The following is a 16,484-nucleotide window of genomic DNA, read 5'->3' as shown; positions in this document are numbered from 1 at the left end:
TTGGTGGGGACACCAACAGACGCGTCAGGAGCAAAAAGCTGGTGCGGGCGTGCCGCTCGTACCAAGATAGTACAGGCACAAGCAGTGCTGCGCTCATGCTTGCGCCATATAAATAATAACGACTAAACCAGATTAATTCTCTCCTTTTCAAGGAGAGATCCCGTTTATCGGGAGAGAGGTTAAAGACCGATATTCTAAGTATACAGTTCTGTTACTTTTTAGGCTATTCCACTTCTATCCTGTTGGTGAGGACACCAACAGACGCGTCAACTGCATTTGCTGCTGTCCCAACCGGCAATACGATCCAGGCACAAGCAGCGCTGCGCTAAAGCTTGCGCCAGAGTTAGTGATAGCGGTTTGACCGAACTATTCTTCTCTCCTTTCTAAGGAGAGATCCCGATGTATCGGGAGAGAGGTTGAAGATTGCTATTTTAAGCATATAAGCTCTGTTATCTTTTAGTTACAGCAATTTTCTACTCTTTATAGCTTAAATACTCCTTCTGAGTTATGGAATATAATGTAAAGTAAAACACATAATAGAAATTAATGCAAACGATTGTGCTGATTAGTCAAACGATTGCATACATTTTTTTGTTTTTAATTCATTTTCCGTCACGTATAATTGTATTGTCATTAAGCAAATGACAGACGAACAACCATTATAAACATAGCCTTCAATGTTTTCGGAAATTCGTTCATAATTTGACTGTTTAGTTTGTTTTAAAATAGGTGATTTTAAAGGGATTCTTCGGGATCCCTTTATTTTTCAGTAATTTGAGCGCATTTACTGTTATCTCCGTAAATAATTCTGTATTTTGTAGTAATGAAATTATCTGCCGGAATTCAACTAATCTTTTTAATAGCAAGCCCGCTTGTTTACTCCTGTACAGGTAAGTCTAAACCTGTGGATAAACTTTCCTTTGAGAATAATTCTCCGCATTGTATTGTAGGTATTCCTTCCAGATTTTCGGCTGTAAGTGATACCGCTGCTGAGATAATGAGCATAATGGGTGCAGATAATGCAAAAATGGTTAAAATAGAAGGGGGAAGCTATGAAATGGGATCAGCTGATTTTGAAGATGCGAAGCAAGTTCATAAGGTAAATATTAAATCTTTCTGGATGGATGAGCATGAAGTCACCAATGCGCAGTTTGCCAAATTTGTACAGGCTACCGGATATCTAACCGTGGCGGAACGGCCGTTGGATCCCCGTGATTTTCCCGGTGTAGATCCGGAGATGCTGAAACCAGGTTCTGCTGTATTCCATGCGCCTAAAGAAGTCCGCGGATTGAATGATCCTCTGCAATGGTGGTCTTATGTCGTAGGGGCAAACTGGAAGCATCCGGAGGGACCTGAAAGTAATATTAAGGGAAAGGAGAACTATCCTGTGGTACATATCGCTTATCAGGACGCTGAAGCTTATGCCAAATGGGCGGGAAAACGTCTTCCAACAGAAGCGGAATGGGAGTACGCGGCAAAAACGGCTAATTATAACAATGAGAAGTATTACTGGGGTACTGAAAAAACGGAAAATGGGAAATGGGCTGCCAATATCTATCAGGGAGAATTTCCGCTAAAGGATACCGGTGAGGACGGATATGTGGGCGCCGCTCCTGTAAAATCATATCCGGCTAATACTTCTGGACTGTATGATATGGAGGGAAACGTCTGGGAATGGTGTTCTGATTTTTATCGTCCGGATTATTATAAAAACAGTTCGGAGAGTAATCCAACCGGCCCCATAGATTCCTATGATCCTCAGGAACCGGGAGCTGTAAAACGTGTACAACGTGGCGGTTCTTTTTTATGTAATGATATGTATTGTGAGCGGTACAAAGCCGGCAGCAGAGGTAAGGGAGAGGTCAATAGTCCTACTAATAATGTAGGATTCAGATTAGTAAAAGATATACAGTAGGTTTCAAAGCTCTGTATAAGACCGCTATAATACAGGTAGATTTTAGGAATTAAAGCATAAAAAAACAGGGTAGCTCATGCAAACTACCCTGTTTTTGTCTATATACCTGTTCTTATTTGCTTAAGAACATTGATTTTTTAGCATAAAGTTCTCTGAAGTATGCATCATTCAGGTCTTTTATGAAGCGGATTGCTTCACCTGTAGATTTCATCTCAGGGCCTAATTGTTTATCTACCTCCGGGAATTTAGAGAAAGAGAATACCGGTTCTTTAATTGCATATCCTTCCAGTTTGCGTGTGATGGTAAAGTCTTTTAATTTGTTTACACCCAGCATAACTTTTGTTGCAATATTGATATACGGTACATCGTAAGCTTTTGCGATAAACGGTACTGTACGTGATGCACGCGGGTTTGCTTCGATGACAAATACATTTTCGTCTTTTACAGCAAACTGTATGTTTAATAAACCTTTTACATTCAACGCTTTTGCTAATTTCTTCGAGTATTCTTCCATTTTATCCTGTACATTCTGGGATAAACTGAATGGAGGTAATACTGCAGAAGAGTCTCCTGAGTGAATTCCGGCAGGTTCGATGTGTTCCATCATACCGATAATGTGTACATCTTCTCCGTCACAGATTGAATCTGATTCTGCTTCTTCGGCACGATCCAGGAAGTGGTCAATCAGTACACGGTTTCCAGGTAAGTTTTTCAGCAGATTAACGACTGCTTTTTCAAGATCTTCATCATTGATAACGATGCTCATTCCTTGTCCTCCCAATACATAAGACGGACGTACCAGTACCGGATAACCTACCTGATTAGCTACGACGATAGCTTCTTCTGCTGATTCAGCAACTCCGTATTTAGGGTAAGGAATATCCAATGATTTTAACAGATCTGAGAAACGGCCACGATCTTCAGCAAGATCCATATCCTGGAATGAAGTACCGATGATCCTGACACCGATAGCTTCTAATTTTTCTGCCATTTTCAATGCCGTCTGACCACCTAACTGTACGATCACCCCTTCAGGTTTTTCCAGTTCAATGATTTCACGTACATGTTCCCAGAAAACAGGTTCGAAATATAATTTATCAGCCATATTGAAGTCTGTAGAAACTGTTTCAGGGTTACAGTTAACCATGATTGCTTCATAACCAGCTTCTTTAGCCGCTAATAATCCGTGTACACAAGAGTAATCGAATTCTATTCCCTGACCGATGCGGTTAGGGCCAGAACCCAATACAACGATTTTTTTCTTATCCGAAATAATGGATTCGTTTTCTTCTTCGAAAGTAGAGTAGTAGTACGGAGTCTGTGCCGGGAATTCTGCCGCACAGGTATCCACCATTTTATATACCCTCTTAATGCCTAGTTCTTTACGACGTGCATATACTTCATCTTCCGTGACATTTCCTAATAACCAGGAGATCTGAATATCAGAATATCCTTTTTGTTTCAGGGTCATGAAGAAATCTTTAGGGATATTATTTAACTGGTAGCGGCGAAGTTCACCTTCCAGCTGTACTAATTCCTGAATCTGCACAAGGAACCATTTGTCAATCAGGGTTGCTTTGCGGATAGATTCTAAAGGCACACCTAATTCGAATGCATCTTTGATATGGAACAAACGGTCTGCGCTCGGATGTTCCAGACTGTCCATAATCTCCTCAAGATTGCGGCTTTGTCTGCCATCTGCACCAAGTCCTGCGCGGTTTGTTTCAAGAGATTGTGCTGCTTTTTGAAGAGCTTCGATAAAGGTACGGCCTATCGCCATTACTTCACCTACTGCTTTCATTTGCAGACCAAGTTCTTTATTCGCTCCTTTGAATTTATCAAAGTTGAAACGAGGTACTTTAACGATTACATAATCTAATGTAGGTTCAAAGTACGCTGAAGTTGTTTGTGTAATTTGATTTTGTAACTCATCCAGATTATATCCGATCGCTAGTTTAGCAGCAATCTTTGCAATAGGATATCCTGTAGCTTTAGATGCCAGAGCCGAAGAGCGTGATACACGTGGATTGATTTCAATCGCTATGATTTCTTCATTTTCAGGATTTACAGAGAACTGTACGTTACACCCTCCTGCGAAGTTACCGATGGAGCGCATCATTTTGATCGCCTGATTACGCATATCCTGATAACAACGATCGCTCAGTGTCATAGCCGGAGCAACAGTGATAGAGTCTCCTGTGTGGATACCCATCGGATCAAAGTTTTCGATTGTACAGATAATGATTACATTATCGTTTGCATCGCGAAGTAACTCTAATTCGAATTCTTTCCATCCTAATACGGCTTGTTCTACCAATACCTCATGTGTAGGAGAAGCATGAAGACCTCTGTTCAGGGCAGCATCAAATTCTTCTTTTTTGTGAACAAATCCACCTCCGGTACCGGCAAGTGTGTAAGAAGGTCTGATAACCAGCGGGTAGCCAATTTCTTGTGCTGCTTCTTTTCCTTCTAAGAATGAGTTCGCAATTTTGGATTTGGCAACACCTACACCGATATCGACCATCAACTGACGGAAAGCTTCACGATTTTCAGTTTTTTCAATTGCCGCAACGTCGACACCGATGACTTTGATATCGTACTTTTCCCAGATACCGCGCTCGGAAGCTTCGATACATAGGTTTAATGCTGTCTGTCCGCCCATAGTCGGCAATACAGCGTCGATGTTGTGTTTCTGAAGGACTTCTTCGATGCTTTCGCAGGTCAAAGGAAGCAAGTACACATTGTCTGCTACGACTTTGTCTGTCATGATTGTAGCAGGATTGGAGTTAATAATGGAGACTTCAATACCTTCTTCTTTCAAAGATAAAGCAGCTTGAGATCCTGAGTAATCAAACTCACAAGCCTGACCGATAACGATAGGACCTGATCCAATAATTAAAACCGATTTGATGGAAGTGTTTCTTGGCATTTTTGTAGTTCAAAAAAATTGTTTTCTAAAACGATCTTGAGCAAAACAATCAAAATGCTATCTGAAGAGAGGGAGTATTCCGACTGCTTTGTCGGAGTGCAAAGTTACATTTTATATTTTAAAAAAGTTCAATTATTTTCAAGTTTAACTCCCTGATACAAAATACAAAAAAGGATGGAAATTTATTTCCATCCTTTTTTGTATTTAATATATAAGTACTTCGTCTGTAAAAAGATAGCCTTTCATACTGTTAGGGGCTTTTATCCGGACGAATCTGGCCGCCTGGCTTTTGGGCAATTTCAATTCAAATTTTTTAAATTTCAGCCTCGGATCATCCGTTCCCACATCATTTTTCACGGTTCCGATCTCCCGGAAAGTTTTTCCGTTATCAGAAATAAGTACGGTAAATTCTCCAGGGAAATAGACACCCGGTCCCGGAACCTGCATAAAATTCATGGCTACGCTTTTGATTTCCTCTCTCCGTTCAAAATCTACTGTAATGTCCAGATCTTTTGTAAAACCCTGCCATTCTCCGTCGCCATAGCTTAGTCCTCCTTTTTTACCGTTGGTTAGTGTGAGCTCTTTCTGAGCCGGATAACCATCCCAGCTATTTTGATAAATAACAGTTTTTCCGATTGCTTTATGTACATCTACTTCTATACTCTGTACAGGCCCTACGCGGACAGAATCGATAAACATGGCTGCTGTGAGTGTTGTCGGTATCGTAAGATCAATCGGTTGGGTATACGTTGTCGAATGGGCAGTAGGTACCGAACCGTCGATCGTATAATGTATGTCCGGATTGATCTGTTCGGTATTGATACGGATCAGATTACTGTACCTTTTGTCGTTAAACTGTACATCAAACCTCACATTGTAAGAAGGACGGTAATAGTTTACTTCCAGTTGCTGCAGGATTTTATAATGATTTTGCAGTCTTGCTTTGAAGTCTTCCCAGTTTTTATCTTCTTTTTTGGACCAGACAATTTCCGAAAGAGCCAGCGCTCTTGGAAATGCCATATATTCTACATGCTGATAAGTTGGCATGTATTCCGCCCACAGATTGGCTTGCGCACCTAATACATGTTTTGCTTTATCGCTGCTGATAGCCGTAGGTACAGGGTCATAAGAGTAGACTTTTTCTATAGGCAGGTAACCACCAATCGCCTCAGGCTGTGTACGCGGATCTGTCTGATAACTGTCGAAGTACAGGTAACCGCCCGGAGTCATGATGACATCATGGCCGGCATTTGCTGCTTTGATACCTCCGTCTTCTCCACGCCAGCTCATTACTGTTGCCCCTTCACTCAATCCTCCTTCCAGAATCTCATCCCATCCTAATAGCTTTCGGCCTTTCGACTGCAGATACTGATCCATCTGTCTGATGGCATAACTCTGAAGTTCTTCCTCATTCTTTAATCCCTCTTTTTTCATGAGTGCCTGATCTTTCGGGCAGTTTTTCCAATGCTCTTTAGCTGCCTCATCACCACCGATGTGTATATAGGTCGAGGGAAATATCTGTATAACTTCGTCGAGTACATTTTTGAGGAAGGTGAATGTTTCTTCGTTTCCTATGCAGAATTCTCCTTGTGCGTAAGGCTTGCCGGAACATGAAAGTTGCGGGAATACCGCCAGAACCTCTTCTGAGTGCCCCGGCATTTCGATTTCCGGAATAACAGTAATGCCTTTACGGGCAGCATAAGCTACCAGTTCACGAGCCTGGTCCTGGGTATAATACCCTCCGCTGGCATTTGGCGTCCCTTGTTCTACATACTGACGTCCGTTATTCCACCATTCTTTCCAGCTGGAATGTGTACGCCAGGCCGCTTTTTGTGTCAATTCAGGATACTTATGAATCTCTAATCTCCAGCCCGCTCCATCTGTAAGATGCCAGTGGAGGCGGTTAAATTTATAAATGGCCATCACATCTACAAATTTCTTCAAAGATGCAAACGGCATAAAATGACGTGAAACATCAAGCATTATTCCTCTGTATCCAAACCGCGGACTATCTTCGATCTCTACGGCAGGTAAGATTTCGGGCTGATCCTGAAGGTAGGACATTTGAATCAGGGTGTAGATGGCATTTATCATCATCGCAGGAGTCCTGGCCTTCAGCACAATTCCATTGTTATCAATATCGATGTGATAACTGTTGTCCCCGATCTGATCTGTACTGAATCCGGGGATCAGTCTGATTCCGTTTTCAGGAGTTTTCTTAATTTTTTTGATTTTTTCTATCGTAAATCCTTTTATTGCAGGATGCTCTGCTAATAAACCTGCTACTTCCTCAAATTCAGGAGATACATATACAATAGGTTGACCCGGAATAGTATAGCTGCCTACATGATATGTAATTCGATTGGGTTTGGGAATAATGTTTAGCGTTTTGTTTTGAGCTAAACCTGTCAGTGGCAATAAAAAGAATAAAAGAAGTGTATTAAGGATAATTCGAAACATGTCAGTGATAGCGTTTTTTGTTACAAATATCTTAAATTAGGTTCTAAAAAGCGACTTTGCGCATAAATAATTAACTGTAAAAGTGACTAATTGTTTTATGATATTATTCAAACAATTTGAAATCTCTGATTTATCCGAATATTGCTTAACTTTGTGCTATGATTGAACTTCCAGTTATTCCGGTAACCCCGACGCAGAGAAGACCAGATTGGTTACGTGTAAAATTGCCTGTGGGCAAAGAATACAGACATGTACGAAGTCTTGTTGATGAGCATAAACTACATACGATCTGCGAAAGTGGTAACTGTCCTAATATGGGTGAATGTTGGGGAGCCGGAACGGCGACCTTTATGATTTTGGGAAATATCTGTACCCGATCATGTTCTTTCTGTGCTGTTGCTACGGGCCGACCGTTGCCGGCAGATCTGGATGAACCTAATCGTGTAGCGGATTCGGTAAAGCTTATGCAGGTAAAACATTGTGTTATTACTTCTGTAGACCGTGATGATCTGAAAGATGGAGGTTCCACAATCTGGGCTGAAACTATCAATGCGATTCGCAGAGAAAGTCCTGAAACAACACTTGAAACTTTAATTCCTGATTTCAAAGGCCAGTGGGACAATCTGGACCGTGTACTTGCTGTACGTCCTGAGGTTGTTTCTCATAACCTGGAAACTGTACGCAGGCTGACAAGAGAAGTGCGTATACAGGCTAAATATGATCGTTCGCTGGAATGTCTGAGACGCATATCTGAGGCAGGTCTGCGGACTAAATCAGGTATCATGCTGGGACTGGGAGAGACTGAAGAAGATGTAATCGAAGCTATGCAGGATCTTTATGATGTAGGTGTTCACATCCTTACTCTGGGGCAATACCTGCAACCTACAAAAGCACATCACCCGGTTATCGATTGGATTACTCCGGCACAATTTGATAAATACAAAGAGATCGGATTGAAAATGGGATTCAAATACGTAGAATCTGGACCATTAGTGCGTTCATCATACCATGCTGAAAAGCATTTATTTGATATGCAATAAGATCCTGATCTGTAAATATAAGAAAATACCCTACCCTTAAACCGGGAGGGTATTTTATTTTTATACAAGGCCATAAAAGTCTTCCTACAGATTGAACAATACTTTGACTATTGCCATACGGCCGCGCAGATCATACCTGTTATCGGATAACATATTGGATGACACTGTATAGGTTTGAAATGTTTTGATGTTAGCGAGATTACTCATATCCAATTCCAGGTCTGTTTTCCACTTTTGAATGCGGTAACGTGCAAAGAAATCTATAAATGTATAGTTGATGTCTTTCATTAAAGGTTGGTGAGTGTAATGGTGTCGCATACTGAAGCGTAAGTAGGTATTTTTAAAAGGGTGAACAGGAAATCCTATCACTTGTGTAATTCCGGTAACCTGTCTGTCGAAACCATCTTCTGCCTCTCTTTGTCTGCTGATATTCCAGTTAATCGTACCGGAGTAAGACAGGTTATAATTCTTCCATATCTTAGCTTCAAATCCAGGCTGAATCACATAACTGGTATTCCGGAATGGTAAAAGTGCATCATTAAAAAGCTGATTATAATCAGAAAGATTCCATGATACTTTGAGCTTGACGGTACTTGCTAAACGAAATAAGTATTTATCAAATCCAACATAACCTGAGTATGCAAGGATCTTATTATCCATAGGTACCAGTATTTCTTCGGTAATATTATTACTGACTCTTGAGGAAATAATGGTATTGGATACCGATTGACTATAATTAAGTCCGGCATTGACAAAGAGTATTTTTGTAATCCTGTTAAAGTTGTAATTCAATCCTATATTATGGCCCTGACTTTCATTAATTTCGGATTGATTCTGACTCAGCATCCGGTAATTCCGGACCAGCAAACCCCGATATACATTTGTAATCCCGCCAAAAGAATTGCTGAAGTTGTAATTTAAGCTGATTTCATCTTCCTGCATGACTTTCATTTTGAATTTAAAAACAGGATTGAATAACACATCGTTTCTGTTTTTCTTCAGGTCAAACCCCGGATCAGCAAAAGAGGTGATCTGATAGGCTAGCGGGAGTGAAAGCATAGCCTCAAACCGGTTCTGTTTCCATTCATATTGGGCATTGATATAAAATTTGTTGCGGAGCCATGTCATATCATTGCCCTGTTGTCCTCCGGATTGCAGAGCATCAGTTTCTGTTTGGCGGAGCAAAAGATCAGAACGAAGGTGTTGCCTGTCATTGGAAATTCCGGCTTCATAAAGTTGACGGATCTTAGATTTAGAGATCCGATAGCCTGCTGATAATGTATTATAGAGTGTTGGGACTTCGACTTTTTGGTGAGTAGCACTGTAATTCTGACCTGAATTTAATATATCCGGAAATATTCCCGGCTGTATATTCAGAAACTGGGGTTTATTACCATAACTAAACGACCAGTTAAACTCTACGATATGTTTGTTTTTAAATTCCGGAACAAAACTCAGCTGATTGGATATTCCCCGTATAGTATGCTGCCGGTTCTGTTCTATAGACTGTGCATTGCTTAGTAACGCAGCAATGCCATTCTGTTTTTCATATTCAAAAGACAGGGTATTGTTGATATACTTTTTCTCTATATTTTTACTGAGTGTAAGCCGTATAGCACTCATAAATTTTTCGGTCTCTGTATGTTGTGACTCATCAAAAGATGCTGTCCCGGTTTCTGAATAATATGCCGTCTGCCCTCTGAAAGATCTTCTTTCTTTATCGTACAATGCCTGAATGTTTGATTTGAGCTGCAGATCATTTTTCAGATTAAACAGATTATTGGTATTTAATGCTCCGGTATTATTAAAGTAATACTGCTGTTTGGATATCGGAGGAGGACCTATTGTGCCAAGAGACAATAAATTATTGACACTTGAATTTCCGAGTTTTGAAAATATGGACGCCTGATTATATCCGACCAGATCTCCTGTAAGATCTTTTCCGGTATTGTTGCCGTTGAGTACATTCAGCATTTTATATTTCTTATTAAACAGAATACTGTTTAATTCAGAATCATACTGCTTTGGAAAGCCTCCGCCGACCTTAGCCTGCCCGGTTAGTTTGAGTCTGGCGTCATCCTTTATCAATAGATTTATGGCAACCTGATCTGTAAACCGTTTGTTTTTTAATACTTTCAGATGCTCGTGATTATTGAGAACCTGAATATCCTGCACCATTTTATACGGAATGGTGCGTGTCCCGATTGCATATCTGTCATCCAGCAGATCATCGCCATCTATATAAAAGTTGGAGATGGCTTTTCCCTGATATTTGATCTGCCCCGATTCACTGACTTCCATTCCCGGTATACGTTTGATTACATCTCCGATAGACCGGTCCTCTTCTTTCGCAAAGGATTCCACATTATAGGAAAGTGTATCTCCTAATTTTCGGATTTGTGGCCGGCTCCTGACCTCCACATCTTCCAGTAAATGCATTTTGGGAATAAGGGTAACCATTAGGTCAGCAGCTCCTTTATGAAGCTGCTGTCTGAACTTTTCATAACCCAGGTGATTTATTTCCATGATCAGCTCTTCCGGAGGCCGTGTCATTATGATCGTAAAACTGCCTTCTGCATTTGTGGATTTAAAAGCGATTATCTTATTTTCTTCGGATAGCAGATTGACGCTCGCATACGGGATTTTTTGTTTGCTGTTTGCATCTGTAACTGTTCCCGACACTTTATATTGCTGCGCCGAACATCCTGTACGAAGTAACCATAGAAATAGTAAAAGAATGAGTTTTTTCATTTACGGAATCAATTCGATAGGATTGTTTGTGATTTTAGAAGGTTTATAATTATCGTCCTGCTGAACATTTACACTTTTTATTTTTGACATATCCATTTCTCCGGATGCTTTGGCGCTTGTGGCGGATACGGAAATACTGTTGCCGGATACACTTACACCTGCAGCATTTTGTCTTTGCGCCTGTTTGGCCTGTATATAAGCTTGTGGATTAGCGTGAAAGGCGTCCTGAATTTTCTTAATTTCCTTGAGATTTGATTTAACAGCATTTGCCGGTAATTCTACATTCAAGAGACCATTGTCCAGTTTGTCAAAGCCTGAATATTCAAATATGACTTCCTTTTTATCGTCATAAGCTTCCAGAATAAGTCCGGGTAATCCCTGTAATTTCCAGGGTCCGAATGGAAATGGTAATTCCGTTGTGAACCAGGCTGTATAGTTTCTGCCTTTGTAATTAGTCTGCGCTTTCTGAGTCTTGTAACCGCCTATCTTCCGTGTTTCTTCCCCTATATTCCAATCCAGTTCGGGCCATTGTGTATCCACCAGAAATTTGTCACCGGCGACATCCTTAAGCTCTGTGAGCTTGTGCTCATGAGGACGGCAATAGTAAGATTCCTGTGTCGGAGAGGTATTCCTTACAATTTTCAGATTACCGTCAAATGCAGGATTGTCCATTTGTTTTTTTATATCTTCCTGTGCCCGGTTTGAAGAATAAGAGGTAAAGTAACTCGAATTCTTGCCCAGATATAATACCATTTCATCCCGCCGAAACTGTTCCCGGTTGCTGGTGTCATTGACGTGTTTAAAAAGATAATGCGCTTTTGCTAGCGCAGGTTCTGTCTGCTGTGCACGGGCAGAGCTTAATAGGAATAACCCGATCAAAAATAAATATGATTTTTTCATAATATTACATTTATATCGTAAATATACGAAATTATCGTAATTAAGAAATTATTTTGAATTTCTTCTTCTTTTTGTTCAGGAAGTATCTGTAGGAGTAAGCATTGATTGCTATTGGATAGTCTGCAGATGTTGGATATATTTGAATGAATTAATAAACAAGCTCCATGATAAAATTTAAAATAAGCTTTGCTGTTCTTCTTTTCCTGTGTTTCTTCTCCATCAGTCAGGCACAGTCCAAAAGGATATTGGTGCATACAAATTACGGAGATTTTAAGGTATTGTTATATGACTATACAGCACATCACCAGCAACTTCTTCTTGATGCTATACAAAGCGGAGTCTATACAAACGCACAGTTTAATCGTGTAATTTCAGATTTTGTTGTGCAGGGCGGAGAGCTTGACGAAGATATTCTTTCAGAAGAAGCCAAATCTCCTTCAAAACCACCTGTTCGTCTTGCGCCTGAATTTGATACACGTGCATTTCATAAAATAGGTGCATTGGGAGCAGGCCGGGACGATAATCCTACCAAATCTTCTTTTCTGAATCAGCTCTATTTTGTTGTGGGTAAAAAAGTAACTGTTCAGGATCTTGATGCATTGGAGAAGAAAAAGGGGATTGTATATAGCAAAGAACAACGTGAAGAATACCTCAAAAATGGTGGGCAGCCGAGACTCGATCATGATTATACCGTATTTGGTGAAATATATGAAGGTCTGGATGTAATTCTGAAGATCAGTAAAGTTAAAACCTCTTCTGCCGATCTGCCTGTAGATAAAGTTACATTTTCCCTTACTGTAATCGAATAACGGTTATACTGAATTTATTAATCGCAAAAGTATTTACCTGTGTCCATGCCCGGAAAATGGTTTCAGATTAGTCTTTTTAATTTTGCAATTGCCGCATACATGGGGCTGCTGTTGCGATATGCCGGGGTCTATACGATTGGCAATATCAATTTTAAGTTTCTTCTACACGGACATTCTCATGGTGCTATGCTGGGTTGGATTTACCTTGCTTTGACTGCATTGATTTATGATCGTTTTGCAGAACAAAGTAAACAGTCTGAAAAATACTTTAAGATACTGTTCATTGTATCCCAGATTGCTGTAATTGGAATGTTTATATTCTTTCCTGTTCAGGGATATGCTGTCTATTCTATCATTTTTTCTACTTTACACCTGTTATGCAGCTATACATTTGTGTATCTGATCTGGAAATTTCGAAAAAGAGAACATAATCCCGGATCAACGCTGTTGAAGACGGCATTGGGATTTATGCTGATATCCACATTGGGCGTATGGTGTCTGGGACCAGCAGTTGGATTAATGGGAAATACTTCAGCATTCTTCCAGGTCGCAATACAATTTTTTCTACACTTTCAATTTAACGGATGGTTTGTGATAGCTGTATTGGCTATCGCTTTTTACTTCTTCAGGATAGCGTTTCAGGCAAAGGATTGGAAAGTTTTTTATATACTGTTGCTCTTGTCTGTCGTGCTCACCTTTGCTTTGCCACTGAGTTGGTATCTCAAAAATCCGCTGTTGTATTGGGTGCATGCCGCCGGGATATTGACACAATTAGCCGCATTTGTAATTCTCTATCGTTCGGTACGTTTTCAGGTGCATGGAATTTTGAAAACATATTCAGCCACTGAGCGTATTCTTTTTAGTTATAGCGGGCTGACACTTTTCATAAAAATCATCATTCCTTTGCTGTTGTTGTACCCTCCAATGATGGAGGCTGTACATTATATAAGACATCTGGTTGTAGGTTTTATACACCTTCTGATGTTAGGGACGATCAGCGGAAGTCTGTTGTTATTCGCAATGAGATCCGGCTGGTTGAATATTTCTTCATATGGCATCAGATTTTCAAGTTATCTGCTTATTATAGGCTTTACCTTAACAGAAATACTATTGCTGTTGCAGGGTTTAAGTATTTATATGGGCTGGCCTTTGGTTCCCTATTATCCTTTCCTCCTTTTCGGTGCCAGCATTGTCCTTTGTGTCGCTGTTTTACTACTTTTTATTTTTTCTTTTATTCCAAAAAGGCAGTACAAAGAATCTAATGTTAAAGTTTAGTTAATTGCCTGTTTTTCAGTGGTCGGGGAGCTGTGTGTGGCATTTGTTTTGACCGGATTATTTCAGTTTAATTCTTAAAAATTAGAGTTATGAATCTCTCAAATTATTTCAAAAAAATGGCAGCCGTTGCTGCTATGGTTTCCGTGTTTGGAATTGCAACAAGTCAGGCACAACAGACTACCCCCGAGAAAGCGGTAAAAAAATCTGAGCAAAAGATAAAATCTGCTTCAGATAAATCAAAAGAAAAAACAAAACAGACAGCAACAAAGGAAAAGGAAGCCGCAAAAAAGGTGACCGAAACAGCAAAGAAAGAACCGGCAAAAGAAAAGACTAAAGCTGTGAAAGCTGAAGAGTCTACAACGAAGAAGGCTACCACAAAAGCTAAAAAAGAAGTAGCAGCCGCTAAAAAGGAAACTGTTTCCTCAACAGATAAATTGAGCGGTGAAAAATATAATGGTCATCAGGTGTATGTAGGTCCTAAAGGAGGTAAATACTACATCAATAGTAATGGAAACAAAACATATATCAGCCAAAAATAAGCTGATATAATATTGGAAAATACGGCATCTAATGATGCCGTATTTTTTTTGAATAGTTATTTCCGTATGAATACGCTCTCGCCTGCAATCACAGTCCGTATAATCTTTGTGCCTCTGAGTTCCTGATTAGGAATCTGCATAATATCTTTATCCAGAATAACAAAATCAGCATCCTTTCCTTTTTCTATACTTCCGCGTTGTTTTTCCTGAAAGCAGGAATAAGCAGCCCAGATGGTCATACCACGTAAGGCCTGCTCGCGGCTGATGGCATTTTCCATTTGAAATCCTCCCTGCGGAAAGCCCTGAGCATCCACACGTGCCACAGCAGCATGAAATCCATAAAGCGGATTAAAATGTTCAACAGGGAAATCACTTCCCAAAGCCAGCATGCCGTACTCTTCCAAGAGATTTTTGTAAGCGTATGCTCCTTTGAGCCTTTCCTCTCCTAAACGATCCTTGGCCCAGTACATATCCGAGGTAGCATGAGTGGGCTGTACGGAGGGAATAATATGGAATTGTCTGAATTTGTGAAAATCTCCGGGTGCAATGATCTGTGCATGCTCTATGCGCCAGCGACGGTTGATATTGTCTTTTAAATATTTTCCGTAAGCATCTAATATAATCCGGTTAGCCGAATCTCCTATAGAATGTGTGTTGACCTGAAAAGGACTGTTTGCTAATTGCCTGATCACGGTGTCAAATGCCGCAGGGCTATGTAACAGAAATCCTTTTGTCGGAGCGTCATGGTAATGTTCCAGAAGACAGGCACCTCTGGATCCTAATGCCCCGTCTGCCAATAACTTAAAAGAACGGATTGTGAGTCTATCTGTATCATATACGCCTTCTTTCAGATAGTGACTTACATTCTCCGGATTGGTGGCTATCATAGCATAGTCTCTGATTTTTAATTCATCCCTTTTGTAGAAATTCTTTAGCATTTCTAATTGCATATGCGTGAGCCCGGCATCTACGATAGTAGTCAGCCCTACAGACAAGAGTGAATCCTGAGCGACCTTCAGTGTTCGAAGGACTGCAGATTCTTCCGCTTCCGGGATCTGATGACTGACCAGGTCCATAGCATTATCGATCAGTATACCATTCGGAATGCCGTTTTCTCCGCCTATAAGTCCTCCTTCGATAGTGCGTACATGGGTGACTTTTGCAATGCGAAGTGCCTCTGAGTTAACAACAGCCGCATGATAATCTACGCGGGAGAGGTATACAGGAATATCAGGAAACGCTTTGTCTAACAGTTCTTTTGTCGGAAATTTCTTGTCCTTCCAGAGATTTTGATCCCATCCTCCTCCGATAATCCATTTTTTTTCGGGGCGTGCCTTATGATAAGCCTGTAGCCGTGTTATCACTTCCTCAAATGATTTACTACCCATCAGATCTACCTGATCCAATAATTCACCGAGTAGGAAAGAGTGAGCATGTGCATCGTAAAATCCGGGATAAATGGCTTTGCCGTTTGCATTGATCTCCTCTTCTGCAGTATACTGCTGCCGGATAGCTGTACCTGATCCTATTGACACAAACTTGCCGTCTTTTACGGCAAAGGCTTCTGCAGCCGTAAATGCTGAATCCACTGTGTAGACCCGGGCATTGTATACAATCAGATCGACCTGTTTGGTCGGTTTGCAACCGAATAGAAGGAATAAACTAAAGACACAATTAAGGTAAATGCTTCGCATATCATAAGGATTGATCATACTAAAATACAAATCATTGGGATACAATACGATGTGAATGCTGTTTTATTTCAATTAAAAGTCCTTTCTTTTTAAAGATATAGCTTTAAAACACACTAAACCTTTTCGAAAAAACGTTGTCTATGATAAGCACCGGCGTCTGTATAAACGGTTG

General features: G+C 40.4%; 10 protein-coding genes. 5 read left to right on the top strand and 5 right to left on the bottom strand.

Annotated features, from left to right (window positions below; genetic code table 11):
• The first annotated feature begins 823 nt into the window (after positions 1 to 823).
• Complete coding sequence (locus tag HMPREF0766_RS18985; RefSeq protein WP_003000916.1) at positions 824 to 1,915, top strand: formylglycine-generating enzyme family protein; 1,092 nt, start codon at positions 824 to 826, stop codon at positions 1,913 to 1,915.
• Positions 1,916 to 2,027: 112 nt separating this feature from the next.
• Here the strand turns inward: HMPREF0766_RS18985 and carB are convergent, their stop codons facing one another.
• Both carB and HMPREF0766_RS18975 read right to left on the bottom strand, forming a co-directional pair.
• A complete protein-coding gene (carB, locus tag HMPREF0766_RS18980) occupies positions 2,028 to 4,844 on the bottom strand; it encodes a carbamoyl-phosphate synthase large subunit (RefSeq protein WP_003000913.1) in 2,817 nt (938 codons plus the stop codon).
• 204 nt (positions 4,845 to 5,048) lie between these two features.
• Positions 5,049 to 7,304 carry a glycoside hydrolase family 20 protein gene (locus HMPREF0766_RS18975; protein WP_003000911.1) on the bottom strand — a complete coding sequence of 752 codons (2,256 nt, stop codon included), beginning with the start codon at positions 7,302 to 7,304 and terminating at the stop codon, positions 5,049 to 5,051.
• A 158-nt stretch (positions 7,305 to 7,462) separates the two neighbouring features.
• On the opposite strand from HMPREF0766_RS18975, the gene lipA reads away from it, so the two are divergent.
• Positions 7,463 to 8,344, top strand: a complete 882-nt coding sequence (gene lipA, locus HMPREF0766_RS18970; RefSeq protein WP_003000906.1) for a lipoyl synthase — start codon at positions 7,463 to 7,465, stop codon at positions 8,342 to 8,344.
• 84 nt (positions 8,345 to 8,428) lie between these two features.
• Here lipA and HMPREF0766_RS18965 read toward each other — a convergent pair whose 3' ends face one another.
• A complete protein-coding gene (locus HMPREF0766_RS18965; RefSeq protein ID WP_003000902.1) occupies positions 8,429 to 11,095 on the bottom strand; it encodes a peptidase associated/transthyretin-like domain-containing protein in 2,667 nt (888 codons plus the stop codon).
• A complete protein-coding gene (locus HMPREF0766_RS21975) occupies positions 11,096 to 11,995 on the bottom strand; it encodes a GLPGLI family protein (RefSeq protein ID WP_003000899.1) in 900 nt (299 codons plus the stop codon).
• A 164-nt stretch (positions 11,996 to 12,159) separates the two neighbouring features.
• Here HMPREF0766_RS21975 and HMPREF0766_RS18955 point away from each other — a divergent pair, with 164 nt between their 5' ends.
• The 3 genes from HMPREF0766_RS18955 to HMPREF0766_RS18945 all read left to right on the top strand — a co-directional run bounded on the left by HMPREF0766_RS18955 (position 12,160) and on the right by HMPREF0766_RS18945 (position 14,618).
• Positions 12,160 to 12,804, top strand: coding sequence for a peptidylprolyl isomerase (locus tag HMPREF0766_RS18955; RefSeq protein WP_003000896.1), 645 nt, complete (start codon positions 12,160 to 12,162; stop codon positions 12,802 to 12,804).
• Positions 12,805 to 12,849: 45 nt separating this feature from the next.
• Complete coding sequence (locus tag HMPREF0766_RS18950; protein ID WP_003000892.1) at positions 12,850 to 14,079, top strand: hypothetical protein; 1,230 nt, start codon at positions 12,850 to 12,852, stop codon at positions 14,077 to 14,079.
• Between the two features lie 89 nt (positions 14,080 to 14,168).
• Positions 14,169 to 14,618: a hypothetical protein gene (locus HMPREF0766_RS18945; protein ID WP_003000889.1), complete on the top strand. Its 450-nt coding sequence runs from the start codon at positions 14,169 to 14,171 to the stop codon at positions 14,616 to 14,618.
• Between the two features lie 56 nt (positions 14,619 to 14,674).
• On the opposite strand, the gene HMPREF0766_RS18940 is transcribed toward HMPREF0766_RS18945, so the two are convergent.
• Positions 14,675 to 16,330: an amidohydrolase gene (locus tag HMPREF0766_RS18940; RefSeq protein WP_003000886.1), complete on the bottom strand. Its 1,656-nt coding sequence runs from the start codon at positions 16,328 to 16,330 to the stop codon at positions 14,675 to 14,677.
• Positions 16,331 to 16,484 lie beyond the last annotated feature (154 nt).

This window comes from Sphingobacterium spiritivorum ATCC 33861 (assembly GCF_000143765.1).
In the GTDB taxonomy this organism is placed as follows: Bacteria; Bacteroidota; Bacteroidia; order Sphingobacteriales; family Sphingobacteriaceae; genus Sphingobacterium; species Sphingobacterium spiritivorum.
This window is presented reverse-complemented; position numbering and strand designations above follow the sequence as displayed.

Excerpts from the sequence above, each read along its gene's own strand:
- HMPREF0766_RS18985 (WP_003000916.1), top strand. The coding sequence starts at position 824 with ATGAAATTATCTGCCGGAATTCAACTAATCTTTTTAATAGCAAGCCCG.
- carB (WP_003000913.1), bottom strand. The coding sequence starts at position 4,844 with ATGCCAAGAAACACTTCCATCAAATCGGTTTTAATTATTGGATCAGGT.
- HMPREF0766_RS18975 (WP_003000911.1), bottom strand. The coding sequence starts at position 7,304 with ATGTTTCGAATTATCCTTAATACACTTCTTTTATTCTTTTTATTGCCA.
- lipA (WP_003000906.1), top strand. The coding sequence starts at position 7,463 with ATGATTGAACTTCCAGTTATTCCGGTAACCCCGACGCAGAGAAGACCA.
- HMPREF0766_RS18965 (WP_003000902.1), bottom strand. The coding sequence starts at position 11,095 with ATGAAAAAACTCATTCTTTTACTATTTCTATGGTTACTTCGTACAGGA.
- HMPREF0766_RS21975 (WP_003000899.1), bottom strand. The coding sequence starts at position 11,995 with ATGAAAAAATCATATTTATTTTTGATCGGGTTATTCCTATTAAGCTCT.
- HMPREF0766_RS18955 (WP_003000896.1), top strand. The coding sequence starts at position 12,160 with ATGATAAAATTTAAAATAAGCTTTGCTGTTCTTCTTTTCCTGTGTTTC.
- HMPREF0766_RS18950 (WP_003000892.1), top strand. The coding sequence starts at position 12,850 with ATGCCCGGAAAATGGTTTCAGATTAGTCTTTTTAATTTTGCAATTGCC.
- HMPREF0766_RS18945 (WP_003000889.1), top strand. The coding sequence starts at position 14,169 with ATGAATCTCTCAAATTATTTCAAAAAAATGGCAGCCGTTGCTGCTATG.
- HMPREF0766_RS18940 (WP_003000886.1), bottom strand. The coding sequence starts at position 16,330 with ATGATCAATCCTTATGATATGCGAAGCATTTACCTTAATTGTGTCTTT.